Genomic DNA, 13355 nt, shown 5'->3' with positions numbered 1-13355 from the left:
CCCATGGGCGGTTCCTTTATTCATTCCAAAAGCCAAACGTTTACTTGGATGGGTACCGCGCAGAACATTTTTCGCCGATAGCCCCGTTAAGCTGAGCCGTATCATAAGTGACGGCGAAAAATTGAGTTGAAGCTTCAATGCTAAATCTATGAAGAAGCGCGTAATGACCCAACTCATGTGGAATCGGTCGTATATGCCGAGACGAGACCTTTATCAGGAATAGTTCTTCATCATTTGATATAAATAATTTCGAAAGTCTTCAACAAAGGTTTTGGGCTCTACAACTTTTAGATGCGTGCCGAAGCTTGCTAATAATTGAAATCCCGTACGATTTTGAGGAACATATAGGGTTGCTAATAAAGATCCAGAATTATGGTCTTCAATACTCTTTCGACCATATCTTTCGATGATTTGATCTTTTATGCTAGGTGATATCCATGCCTTAATCGTGACGAGCTGCGGTAGATAACTTGCTTCTTGTCCTTGCTCTGACCAATCGTCTCTAGGATGAAACGTGCGTTCCTCAATCGTAATATGATCGGTCCGAGATAACTTGAATGTTCGATATTCCTGTCGATGTAAACAGAATCCTTTCAAGTACCAACTCGATTCGCTAAAATGCAGCTCATAGGGCTCGACCATTCTATTCGTTGCAGCCCCGTCTTTATCTGTATACCCAAACGAAACCAGCCTTTTCTTTAAAATGGATTCTTGACATGTCTTTAAGGTTTCGAGCATCTCGGACCGACCTTCCCAATCATAAAACGACAGTTGAATAGAACGATGCAGAGACAATGGACTAACCATTGCCTCTATTTTTTTTATCGTTCTTTCAACTTCTTCAGTAAGGAGGAGTTGTTCCAATCCGCCGAGCGCAGCTAATATATTCTGTAAATCAGAACTGCTTAAAAGGCGTTTATCAACCTTGTATTCATCCATGATGCCGTAGCCGCCTTGGACCCCAGTGACAGCGTAGATCGGGATGTTCGATAAGCTCAATGTTTCCATATCGCGAAGGATCGTTCTTTTGGAAACATTGAATAGTTGTGAGAATTCCGTTGCAGAAACAAGCTCTTTTTTCAGCAAGATCATGATAATCGAAATGAGTCTCTCCACTTTGTCCATAATTGACCTCTTTTTCCTACATGATTAGAGAACGGTGACAATAAGATGTCACCGTTTGTTCATTATACTACATGTATCACAAGAAGGAGGTTTTGATTCCATGTTTAATCCAATCGATTTTCCCAAGCCCATTCTTATTTCAGTCAACAGTGTGGAACTCGAGGTCTTTGAAGCAGGCCGAGAAAACGCAGGAAAACCCATTGTGCTCTGCCACGGCTGGCCTGAACATGCTTTTTCCTGGCGCCATCAGGTGCCCGCCCTTGTCGCAGCAGGCTACCATGTCATCGTCCCGAACCAGCGGGGCTATGGCAACTCATCCCGCCCGACCGAAGTCACAGCCTATGACATCGAACATTTGTCAGGTGATCTTGTCGCACTTCTCGATCACTACGGATACGAAGACGCCACCTTTGTCGGTCATGATTGGGGTGCAATGGTCGTTTGGGGACTGACCCTATTGCATCCAAACCGCGTCAATAAAGTGATCAACCTGAGCTTGCCCTATCAAGAACGCGGGGAAATACCCTGGATCGAGTTCTTGGAACAAATACTGGGCGGCGACTACTATTTTGTCCATTTCAATCGACAGCCAGGTGTCGCGGACGCCGTATTGGAAGAGAATACGTTCCGGTTCCTTCGCAACCTGTACCGCAAGAACGAGCCTCTCAAAGCACCTGAGCCAGGCATGGCGATGATCAATCTTGCCAGGGCAGAAACACCACTGGGCGAGCCCTTAATGAGCGACAGCGAACTGGCTGTTTTCGTCTCCGCCTTCGAAACGTCAGGGTTCACGGGTAGTCTAAATTGGTACAGGAACCTTGACCGCAACTGGCGCTTATTGGCGGACGTGGACCCTGTCATCCAACAGCCCGCCCTCATGATCTATGGCGACCGTGATTTAATCCCGAAGTTTGAAAGACTGCCAGAGTTTGTGCCCAATGTGGAAGTGGTTAATCTGGATTGCGGTCATTGGATTATGGAAGAAAAGCCGGAAGAAACAAACCAAGCGATTTTGAGATGGCTGGAACAGCAGGATGCCACCTAGGGCGACAGTAGGGATGGGCTATTCGTGTTTTCCGATCCCCCGATTTTAGAAAACTTTTCGAATTGCTTTCGAGGGACTTTAGACTCCTCCTTTAGACTAAGGTTGTAAGCGAGAGAACATACAATCTTAAAGGAGCGAGGAAAAATGAAAAAGAAAAACAAATTCATCATGATCGGTGCGGCTGTTGGTGCCATGACGATATTTACGGCGACAGCTTTCGCGTATAGTCCGAATACAGCAGGCTACGATGCATTCAAGGCGGTGCTGAAAGCTAATCATGCCTCAGGGACCGCTATCGAGAGCGCGACGGTCAACGGAAATTTGAGCTTGACGGTTGACGGCCAGACGGTGGTGAAGGCGGACGGCGCGGGGAAAATGGGGGAAGCGGGCAGCAAGCACAACGTTAGCGGTGACCTCGATTTTACGGTCATGGGCGTCGAACGACAAGCCAGCCTGTACAGCAGTGGCGACGACAAGGTCTATCTCGTAGACCGGACGAATGATTTGCATTATCAGGTGATTAACTTGGACGATAAGCATGCCGGCAAACGTCACAAATGGTCGGATGAGGGGAAGTCCCGAGATCGCTCAATGAACAAAGCGGAAGAAGCGCTCCTCGATTTTCTGGTCGGCGACCTGAAGGACAACTTCAGCGTGGAGAACCAGGCGGATGGCTCGAAGACGATTGCGGTCAACATCAGTCGGGAGGACGTTCCTCTTCCGCTGCGTTTACTGATGAACGCGGCATCAGCCGAGGACAAAATAGGGCGTGCACATGCGCCGGAAGCGCATGGGGAGTGGGAGCAGATTAAACGGCTTCCTTTCTTCCAAGGACTTGAGGGGATCGACCTGGAAGCGCAATTGCCGGAGTTGACGGAAGACGTTGCTATTGAACATGTGAGGCTGCAAATGACGGTCGATGTGAATAACGAGGTGCAAGGCGTGCAGGGCGAGCTTGAAGTGAGCGGCAAAGACAAGGCGGGCGTCACTCACCGCGTGGAGCTGAAAGGCGCAGGCAACGTTAGCGACATCAATGCCACGACGCCGGATGCGTATGACCCTACTGGCAAGTCCGTAGAATTGCTCGACGCGGCCATGTTCGACGACGACCGCAGCTAACAGAATCGACCTCGGGGGGGACTGTGCACCATGTTCGAAGTAAACGATCTGACGAAGGTCTACCCCGGCGGTCGCGGCATCCAAGGGCTGAACCTCACCGTGGAAGCTGGTGAGGTTGTTGCCTTGCTGGGGCCGAACGGCGCCGGGAAGACGACGGCACTGCAGGCAATGGCCGGTTGGGTGGGGACAGATCGCGGGGAAGCAAGTTGGAACGGAGCTTCCGTCGCCGACAGGCCCGAGCTGACGAGGCCGTACATGGGGTTGATGATCGGAGAGCCATCTCCGTACCTCTATCTCACGGGATATGACTATTTGAAGTGCTACCATAAGCTATATCCAGGTGTCGACGATGCGCGTATCCGGCAAACGCTGGAGCTCGTGGGCATGGTCAAGTACTGGGACTTGAAGATTAAGAAGTACTCCACCGGCATGAAGCAGCGGATCGAGCTGGCCAGTGTGCTGCTCCATCGGCCCAAGCTGCTGCTGCTTGATGAGCCATTCTCCGGCATGGACATTGAGGGCAGGCGGGAGATCTCGACAATGCTGCGCGGCCTTGTGGCCGACACGGGGGTAAGCGTCATTGTGTCGTCGCATCAAGTGCACGACATTGAGGATTGGATTACGCATGCCTGCATTGTTTATGAGGGGCGGCATGTCCATACGGCGGGCATCGCGCAGATCCGGGAGTCTTTTGCAGGTGTGGAGGACTATTATTTGCATCATCTCGCAGAGGAAAGGAGTGGCGCTACCGTATGATTACGCAGATGAATAACCTCGCTGCGGAGGAGCTGCGCAAGCTGTTCCGCGGAGGCAAGCTGAAGGCACTGCTGCTTCTCTCCTTCATTATTGGCGTTCTCTTCGTTTTTATCGGCGACCGACTTGGATTGGCAGACAACCTGCCGATAACGGCTATCGAGCTGCTGCTCGCGGTCGTGCTTCCTTTCCTCATGGTGGCGCTCGGCAGCAACCTTATGATCGGTGAATTCAAGGGGGCAATCAAGCATGCGCTTAAGCTGCCGATTAGCCGGGAGTTTCTCTTCATGGGGAAATTGTTCGCGGGGTGGGCGGCCGGAGCTTTAATCGTTCTGTGTATGATCGTGCCGACCTTTATTGGAGGCTTCATTCTTCACGGCGCGCCTGCAGCTTCCACGTTTGGAGCAGGTATAGCGGAGCTTGGCGGCGCGGTCTTATTCAGCGGCTTGTTGCTTGTATTGGCGAACAGCGTGTCCTTATGGGTGGGAAGCAGCGCTGTTGGGCTGGTAGTGAGCGTCGTGCTGTGGATGGCGATGAGCGTCGTGGGATTTCTTGAGCCGCAGTTGAATCGGTTTTTCGTAACGAACTATTCGGATTGGCTGCAGCCGCTCCTGTACGGAGGGGATGCCGGGATGACGGTTTCAACGTTGCTATTTATGATAGCCTACTATATCATTGGCACTATATTGGGCTTGCTGGCCTTCCAAAGAAAAGGGCTCTGATATATGTCGATTCGATTGAAGCTTATTTTAACATATTTATTCGGCACTATTCTGACGGCGATTATCGTTGCGATGACTGGAATCGGTATCGTCACAGCGATTCTCTCGTATCTCATAAGCGGGATCGTGAAGGATCAGTCCCCGCATGAAGCCTTCTCTCGGGGCATCGACCTGTTCGTGGATTTGCGCTATGCGGAGCGGTACGCGCCGAAGGAGCTGACGTCCCCCGAGTTCGCGGCCTCTATTGGGGAACGGTTGGAGCCGTTCAAGGGCTTCCTTGTCGTCCGGCAAGGCGAGCACTGGGAAAGCTACGGTGAGCTCAGCGAAGGGGAAGCGTTCTTGAGACAGCTTCGGCAGGATGTGGCCGCTGCTCAGTCGAAAACAGATCGCGTGTTCGTCGTGAGCGCGTGGGAGGAACGCGACTTGCTGTCGGTAGCCTACGATTTCCCAGGAATCGAAGATCCATTGACGTATTACCTGGTGACTGACGTGACGATGGCAGAGTCCAAGAAAAGCGGATTCATGTTTTTCGTGTTGCTTGGCATCGCGATTCTTGTCGGTATCATTCTCGTCCCGCTGATCTGGATTACGACGAGAGATATCGTTAGGCCGCTGCGACAGCTCGAACAGGGCTCCCGGCGAATTGCCGAAGGGGACTTGAACTTCCGTCTGGAATCCAAGGTGCGCAACGAAGTGGGGGGCGTCATCCGCTCGTATGAGAAAATGCGCAGCGAGCTGCAGCGATCAATCGACGTTCAGTTGGCGTTGGAGGAGAATCGCAAAGAGCTGATCTCGAACATTTCGCATGATCTGAAGACGCCGCTGACCTCCATTAAGGGTTATGTGGAGGGGATTCGGGTAGGCATCGCGGATGATCCGGAGAAGCTGAAGAAGTATGTCGACGTGATCTATGCCAAGGCGCTCGATATGGACAGGATGATCGACGATCTGTTCTTATTGTCGAAGCTGGACCTCAAGCAGGAACAGTTCTACCTGGAGTCGGTGCCTCTTGAGTCGTTCTATCGACAGACAATAAGCGAGCTTCAAATGGAGTGCGAGCGCGCTGGTGTACGTCTGACGAGTGAATATGAGGCGGGGCAAGAGGACATTGTGACGATGGATATCCAGAAGATAAAGCGTGTGATGCTAAACCTCGTTGGCAATTCGATAAAATTCATGGATAAGCAAGATCCCCATGTCCATGTGCACTTCGGGCGGCAGTTGGAAAATTGGGTATTCACGGTTACGGATAACGGACCCGGGATGGGCCCGGCCGAACTGGAGCGAATCTTCGATCGTTTCTATCGGGGGGATGCCTTCCGGAATCAGAATGTGGCCGGCTCCGGGCTAGGTCTTGCCATCGTGAAGCAGATTATTGTTAATCATGGCGGAACGATTCAGGCGAGAAGCGAGCCGGGACAATCTATGACGGTGATCGTTAGCATTCCGATGAAACGGGATAGCAAGGAAGCGGGGAGAGCGTGAGATGTCGAAGCGCAAAGTGTTAATCGTTGAGGATGATCGAGCGATCGCCGAGCTGGAGCGGGATTTTCTCGAGGCGAATGGCTACGAGGTTACCCTTCGGGCAGACGGTCGGCAAGCGCTTGAGGAGGCGCTGGAGCAAGAATACGATCTGATCATTCTGGACGTCATGCTGCCGGGCATGGACGGCTTTGATATTTTGCGACGAATTCGGGAGACAAAATTTATTCCGGTACTGATGGTGTCCGCCCGCAAGGAGGATATCGACAAAATCCGGGGCCTCGGCCTAGGGGCGGATGATTATGTAACGAAGCCGTTCAGCCCGACGGAGCTCGTGGCTCGGGTGAAGGCGCATCTCGAACGGTATAATCGATTGACCGGTGTCGCGGCAGGCATCGGCCCTTCGCATGTCCGGAAGTCGCGCGAGCTGAACATTCGCGAGCTTACGATCCAGATCGATGCAAGACGAGTGACGATGCGCGGGGCGGAGGTTACAATGACGACTAAGGAATTCGATCTACTGCTGTTCCTCGCAGAAAACCCGGATCGGGTATATTCCAAGGAGGCGCTGCTGGATAAGGTCTGGGGAATCGATAATTACGGCGATACCGCCACGGTCACGGTCCATGTAGGGAAGATCCGGGACAAAATCCAGAAGGACCCTTCGCAGCATCAGTTTATCGAGACTGTATGGGGCGCGGGATATCGCTTTAAGATGTAAATGGCGATATCTCTGTCGATGTAAACAGAAAATAAGGGCTGCCCGCCTATCGCCAGTCCCTGACACTGAAAGGCCGGCCTGTTGTGCAAGTTATCCTGCATCATCGCTTTCTAACAAGGAATAAAAATCATCGCGGTCTTCATCATCGAATTTGCCGATTGTCCGTACCCTGACAAAAGGAGAATAAATCTGATTTTGTCCACTCTGTGCATGCAAACCCTCCTTTTTTTGTCTACCCTCTCCCATTGACCTGAAGAGAATTTTACGTGAAACTGGATGAATTGGAAAAAGCGAAAATGCCTCTCATTCTCGGAAATTCATTCCTAATTCGAAACTATTAGTGGGGCGCCCCCGTTTTTTCGCACATTCGCGCATTATCTCTTGACAGGATGAGGTTTGGGGATTATGATATCGTGCCGGTCAACTCAATGAGGTAAAACTCCTTTTCTAGGGTATAATACTAGTATAGAAACTTGCGTATTGACTGGTTCTTGAAGAAGGAGATCTTATGACGTTTGAACAATTGCAGTTGATTCCCCCTATTATTAAAGCAATAGCTAAGGAAAATTATTCGCAGCCCACGCCTATTCAAGAGCAGGCAATTCCCCCGGTGCTGGCAGGCCGTGACTTGTTTGGCTGCGCCCAGACAGGGACCGGCAAGACAGCGGCTTTCTTGCTGCCGATCATCCAACTGCTGAGTACACAGCAGGGTCCCCCGAAAGGCAAGCGTGTTATACGCTCACTGATCCTGACGCCTACGCGTGAGTTGGCTATTCAGATTTCCGACAATGCCAAATCTTACGGATGTTACACGAATGTGCGCTGCGGCGTGATCGTGGGTGGTGTCACGCAGAGGGCTCAGGAGCAGTTGTTGGAGAAAGGCACGGACATTCTGATTGCCACGCCGGGACGGTTGATCGACCTGATGAACCAAGGGTTCGTTGACCTGCGTCACGTGCAGATTCTGGTGTTGGACGAAGCCGATCGGATGCTTGATATGGGATTCATTCATGATATGAAGCGAATCATTGCCAAGCTGCCGGCCAAGCGGCAGACGTTATTCTTCTCTGCGACTATGCCGTCTGAGATCACATCTTTGGTTAACACTTTGCTGAAGAATCCGGTGAAAATCGAGATTACTCCTGTTTCCTCAACGGCGGAGCGGATTAAGCAGGTCCTCTATTATGTGGACAAGCCGAATAAACTGTCGCTGTTGATCGATCTGCTGCAGGATAAGTCGATCGCGAGCGCTATCGTGTTCACCCGTACGAAGCACGGCGCGGACCGGTTAGTGCGAGGCTTGACAAAAGCGAAGATTACTGCGCAAGCGATTCATGGCGATAAGTCGCAGAATGCCCGACAAGAGGCGCTGAATAACTTCAAAAGCGGTGCGACACGCTTGCTAGTGGCGACAGACATTGCGGCACGAGGCATCGACATTGAGGAGCTATCCCACGTTATTAACTTTAATTTGCCAAATATAGCGGAGACTTACGTACATCGGATCGGCCGTACTGGGCGTGCGGGCTTAAGCGGGATCGCGATTTCATTCTGCGAGAACGAGGAGATACCTTATCTCAAGGAAATCGAGAAGTTGACGAAGCAGAGAATCCCGGTGATTACCGATCATCCTTACCCGATGACCATTACGAAGCCGGAACCGGCGACTGTCGTGGCGGACCGAGTCAAAGTCAACAGTGCGCCATCCAAGGATGATGCTCGCGGACATAGCGGCGGGGCTGGCCGCCGTCGTAGACGGCGATCCAATGCTGGAAAGTAAGAAGGGAATAATACGATGATCAAAGTTGAACGCTTATCCTTCTCGTTTCCGCAAAAAGAACTATATAACAACATTTCATTTACGTTAGAAGAAGATCAACATTGCGCTTTTATCGGGACAAGCGGCAGCGGGAAAAGTACATTGATTGATATCCTGATGGATCCGGAAAGATATCTTTTCGATGGCAAATTAGAAATGGCCCCCGATTGCACAATTGGATATGTAAGTCAGTTTCCAGAACTAGACAACACCAAAGAAAAAACAGTGTTTGAATATATAGGAGAACGATTTATAAAGATTCAAAATGAAATTCAATCGATTTGCACGGAAATGGAAACTTCATCGGATATAGAGCCGTTATTGGAAAAGTATCAATCCGCTTTGGACGCATTCGATGCAATGGGCGGGGATGATTTTGAAAGCAACATTCATAAGCAGCTAAATCTAGCAAACCTCATGAAGCGAAGAGATCATCAGGTATCCGACCTGAGCGGCGGGGAATTCAAGCTTATTCAAGTGATGAAGGAAATGCTTAATCGTCCCGACTTCATGATTATGGACGAACCGGATGTATTTCTAGACTTCGAAAACCTAAACGCGCTTAAAAAACTGATTAATTCCTACAAAGGAATGCTGCTGGTCGTTACGCACAACCGATATTTATTGAATCATTGCTTTAACAAAATGATACACCTTGAAAATAGGGAGATCCAAGAGTTCGACGGGCGGTATATGGAGTATAACTTCTCCTTACTTCAGACCAAAATCGAGTTGCAAGAACTCGCAGTCGCCGAACAGGAAGAGAGCGAAAGAAACGAGAAAATTATCCATAATCTAAGGGCTATTGCAACTTATAATGCAGATGCCTCTAGAGGTAGAGCGTTAAAAGCTAGAGTTAGTTTTCAAGAGAGGTTGGAAGCGCGTAGAATTAAAGCGCCCTTCGTTGAGATTAAGCAACCGAATATCCGTTTCGATGTGGATAGTGAAATGGAAGACGCCATGGTTATAAAGGTCCATGATTATAGCGTTGCCTTTGACGAGCTGCTTTTGGACAAGGTTAGCTTTGAGATAAAAACGACGGATAAGGTGGCCATTATCGGTCCAAACGGTACCGGAAAAACGACTTTACTTCAGGAAATCTTTAACAATAATCATGAATCAATTGAAGTAAATGCCGACGCTAAAGTGGCTTATTTATCTCAGTTTCAAGGTGAAGTGCTAAATGATTCTAATACAATATTAGAAGAATTCATGGATGCTGGGTTTAGCACCTATGATGAGGTCAGATCGTATCTTTCAAACTATGGCTTTGAAGGAGAAATCGTGAATCAGAAGATAAAATCTTTATCCGGCGGGGAAAAAAACATCCTTCAATTGGCTAAAGTTGCTGCCAGTAGAGCAAACGTATTGCTTCTTGATGAACCGACAAGTCATTTAGACACCTATACACAAATCGCGTTAGAAAAAGCCATTGAAGACTATAAAGGTGCGATTCTCATGATTTCTCATGATTTCTATTCCGTTGTAAACGGGATGGATTATGTTCTAATCATTGAGGATAAGACGATCAGAAAAATGAGTATGCGTAAATTTAGACAGATGATTTATGCCAGTCATTTTGATAAAGACTATTTAGAAACGGAACAAAAGAAAAAAGCGGTTGAAATGAAAATAGAATTGGCTTTAAGGGATACTGATTTCGAACTTGCAAAAGGCTTGGTTGATGATCTGGAAGAGCTGATTAAGCTACTTTAGATTAAAACCTTCTAAAAAGACACTGAGGAACAGAACCCCAGTGTCTTTTAGTTACAGGGAGGTAGTATCTGCGAGGTCGAAACAGTGCTTTAATGAAAGGAGTTGTGCCAAATGAATAAGAATAAAAGTTCAGAAATGAAACGCTCTCCAAAAGCAGAAAACATTCTATCACAGATCAATAGTAAAACTAAGTTAGGCGACTTGCGAAAAATCGCGAAGGACATTAATAAAGATCACGAACTGGCTATGGAGCTTTGGTCAACCGAAGAGTTTCTGCCCAGGCTATTGGCAATCTTAATTATGGACAAAAAACTTCTTTCAGAAGATGTGCTAAATAAGCTTGATAAGGATATGCAGATTCACACCTTTGATGAGCGCAATCACTTAATGGATTGGTTAATGGCTAATCAGCTCACCAAAGACAAGAAGACAATTGCATTGATGGGGTTATGGGAAAATAGCCCTTCTGCTCTTCAAAGGCGAACCTTCTGGTATTATCAGGCGCGATTGAGATGGACGGGACAAACACCGCCTGATAACACAGCAGACTTACTATCTGCAATTGAAGCTAAGATTACGGAGGAAGAACCGGAAGTTCAGTGGGCTATGAATTTCACGGCAGGCTGGATTGGCGTGTATGATCAAAAGAATCGAGCACGTTGTATTAAACTTGGTGAGAAAACGGGTCTTTATAAAGATGAAATGGTATCAAAGGACTGTACTCCCAACTATTTGCCGGAGTTTATTGCGATTGAAGTTAACAAACGAAATAAAAATTAGTTACTCCTGACATCAACTCGACGGAAGTAACCAGGAAAGCTTCTGACGTTCTACAACATGGGCATGGGATCTGTTACGCAAAATCACATTTGTTTGCAGCTCTTCCTCAATGCAAGAGGTAACAAGAAAGGTATTGATGCTCAATTTTCTGTTGATGAAGAAAAATTAGCTTTCCCCATTAGAGAAGGATATGGCGAGAAAGACTATAAGATCAATTATTCTGAACCCCATCCAGATATTATTAAGACACTTGAAACGTATTCCGATTGTATGGAGATGTATCAACAAGGATTACCAGATCAATTGTGAGAAGGATTCAGAGGTGACAGCAACCTACACACTCCAACCGTCATACCAAACCTACATAAAGAAGAACGTCCATCACAGGATTGCTTTCTATGCGCTGAATCCATAAAAAGAAATAATTCAGGTTGCTACTTGAACCTTACGTAACGTAATGATTTATAGTGATGAACATAGCAGCAGGACGAAACAGGGGCCAACGGCCAAAAAAGTCGAACAAAAATTCGAAATCGGAGGAGAAGCAGACATGAGAAAACTCGTATTATTCATGCATGTGTCGCTGGACGGATATGCGTCGGATTTGAATGGAGGACTGGATTGGATTCCGTAAAACGAGGAATTAGAGAAATACGCCGAGGAGGTCGTAGCCGAAGTCGGCTCTCCCGTATACGGACGCACGACGTATCGGATGATGGAGAGCTACTGGCCCACGGTACTGGACAATCCGGATGCGTCGAGGCACGATATGGAGCATGCCAAATGGGTGCAGGATGTTAAGAAGATCGTCATTTCCAGCACGCTGGACAAGGCGGAATGGAACAATACGACACTGATCAAGGACAATATCGCAGAGGAAATTAAGGCGCTCAAGGAGCAGCCTGGTAAAAATCTCGTTATCTTCGGCAGCCCAGGGGCAGCGAAGACGCTGCTTGAGCTCGGCCTGATCGACGAATTCATGCTGACGATTTGTCCGGTCATCCTGGGCCGCGGAAAATCGGTATTCGACGGCGCCAATGAGAAAATCAATCTCAAGCTGCTATCCAGCCGAACGCTCAAGTCGGGCATTATCGCGGCTCGCTATGAGTTGGAGAAATAGTCGCGCCGTACAAGGTTTTCCGCTAACGGGAGACGATAGTTGAACCAAGTTCGTTCAGGCCGCCGATTACTTCGGTGGCCTTCCTTGTATTATTAAGTAGGTTTGATTATGCTCTCTTGTGACAGCGAAAATTGGGGTGCCAAGAAGGGTGAGAGGCCCTTGGAAATGTGAAGAAAGGTGCTTTAGAGATAGGTTTGTCCCTCTAGAGATAGCTTTAGGGGGATTTTTTTAATGGAAAATTAAAACAGTTTTTTTCGAATTTATGATATGCTTATGATACATATGAATTCAATGACGTATCCAAAATTACCGCAAGAATATTTGGAGTGGATGCAGGATGACAAGAGTGATTTGGTTCAGAGGAAAAGCCGGTGTAGGAAAAACATTTCTATCAAGCCAATTTGCTATGAGGGATAAACTGCCCATTTTTCGAAAAGATGATTTCTTTGATACTGTTTTTGGTTATTTTGAGGATAACAATGTATGTCATAGTGTTTCGTACAAGCTAATGCACAAATTGATTGATACAAATATAGAATGTGGAACGGATATAATTGTCGATTGTCCTCTCCACTGTAATGATCAACTTGTTAATTATAGAGATAAATTGAATCGAAAAAATATCGTCTTTAAACCCATTTTAGTCACATGTAGTAATGAAGAGTTGTGGGCAGAGAGGTTCAACCAAAGAAAGCATTCACCAAATCCAAATAACATTATTACAGATTATGAAGAAATGATGAAATATTATGAGAGCAGGGATATTAATTTAATGCCGGTTGAAGGAGAACTTGTTGTTGATAGTAGCAATGATGTCGAGTACATTATTGAGCAGATCAATAAATATGTAATGATTTCTTAAAAGTACTCAAATAAAGTCGGTAAGTTAGATAACAATGCATTCACGCAGCATGCCTCTTTGAGCCCCTTGGTCGCCGAGAGAGAATTCGAAG

The 13355-nt window shown here is 47.7% G+C and carries 12 protein-coding genes and 1 pseudogene; 12 read left to right on the top strand and 1 reads right to left on the bottom strand.

Annotated elements, in window-relative coordinates; translation table 11 throughout:
- Window positions 1–213: 213 nt before the first annotated feature.
- The gene (locus B0G52_RS19630) at window positions 214–1125 is read right to left on the bottom strand and encodes a helix-turn-helix transcriptional regulator (protein WP_094047084.1); all 912 of its coding nucleotides are present in this window, start codon (window positions 1123–1125) and stop codon (window positions 214–216) included.
- A gap of 100 nt (window positions 1126–1225) precedes the next feature.
- Here B0G52_RS19630 and B0G52_RS19625 point away from each other — a divergent pair, with 100 nt between their 5' ends.
- From B0G52_RS19625 to B0G52_RS19570, 12 genes and pseudogenes are all read left to right on the top strand, one after another.
- Complete coding sequence (locus tag B0G52_RS19625) at window positions 1226–2170, top strand: alpha/beta fold hydrolase (protein ID WP_094047083.1); 945 nt, start codon at window positions 1226–1228, stop codon at window positions 2168–2170.
- 144 nt (window positions 2171–2314) lie between these two features.
- Entirely contained in the window at window positions 2315–3289 is a 975-nt protein-coding gene (locus B0G52_RS19620; RefSeq protein ID WP_094047082.1) for a hypothetical protein, read from the top strand.
- Between the two features lie 30 nt (window positions 3290–3319).
- On the top strand, window positions 3320–4045 hold the full coding sequence (locus B0G52_RS19615; RefSeq protein ID WP_094047081.1) for an ABC transporter ATP-binding protein: 726 nt from the start codon (window positions 3320–3322) through the stop codon (window positions 4043–4045).
- The gene (locus B0G52_RS19610) at window positions 4042–4764 is read left to right on the top strand and encodes an ABC transporter permease (protein WP_094047080.1); all 723 of its coding nucleotides are present in this window, start codon (window positions 4042–4044) and stop codon (window positions 4762–4764) included. Before B0G52_RS19615 ends, B0G52_RS19610 begins: the two co-directional genes overlap by 4 nt.
- Window positions 4765–4836: 72 nt before the next feature.
- Entirely contained in the window at window positions 4837–6249 is a 1413-nt protein-coding gene (locus B0G52_RS19605) for a sensor histidine kinase (RefSeq protein ID WP_158223791.1), read from the top strand.
- Between the two features lies 1 nt (window position 6250).
- Window positions 6251–6967, top strand: coding sequence for a response regulator transcription factor (locus B0G52_RS19600; RefSeq protein WP_094047078.1), 717 nt, complete (start codon window positions 6251–6253; stop codon window positions 6965–6967).
- Between the two features lie 508 nt (window positions 6968–7475).
- The gene (locus tag B0G52_RS19595; protein ID WP_094047077.1) at window positions 7476–8747 is read left to right on the top strand and encodes a DEAD/DEAH box helicase; all 1272 of its coding nucleotides are present in this window, start codon (window positions 7476–7478) and stop codon (window positions 8745–8747) included.
- 15 nt (window positions 8748–8762) lie between these two features.
- A complete protein-coding gene (locus B0G52_RS19590) occupies window positions 8763–10502 on the top strand; it encodes an ABC-F family ATP-binding cassette domain-containing protein (protein ID WP_094047076.1) in 1740 nt (579 codons plus the stop codon).
- A gap of 111 nt (window positions 10503–10613) precedes the next feature.
- A complete protein-coding gene (locus tag B0G52_RS19585) occupies window positions 10614–11282 on the top strand; it encodes a DNA alkylation repair protein (RefSeq protein WP_094047075.1) in 669 nt (222 codons plus the stop codon).
- A 57-nt stretch (window positions 11283–11339) separates the two neighbouring features.
- Window positions 11340–11591: a hypothetical protein gene (locus B0G52_RS19580; protein WP_094047074.1), complete on the top strand. Its 252-nt coding sequence runs from the start codon at window positions 11340–11342 to the stop codon at window positions 11589–11591.
- 343 nt (window positions 11592–11934) lie between these two features.
- Window positions 11935–12402: pseudogene (locus tag B0G52_RS19575) on the top strand (dihydrofolate reductase family protein); the annotation flags it as partial.
- Window positions 12403–12739: 337 nt separating this feature from the next.
- On the top strand, window positions 12740–13264 hold the full coding sequence (locus B0G52_RS19570; protein WP_094047073.1) for a P-loop nucleotide/nucleoside kinase family protein: 525 nt from the start codon (window positions 12740–12742) through the stop codon (window positions 13262–13264).
- Window positions 13265–13355: the final 91 nt, after the last annotated feature.

It is taken from the genome of Cohnella sp. SGD-V74 (assembly GCF_003001675.1).
GTDB lineage: Bacteria > Bacillota > Bacilli > Paenibacillales > Paenibacillaceae > Cohnella.
This window is presented reverse-complemented; position numbering and strand designations above follow the sequence as displayed.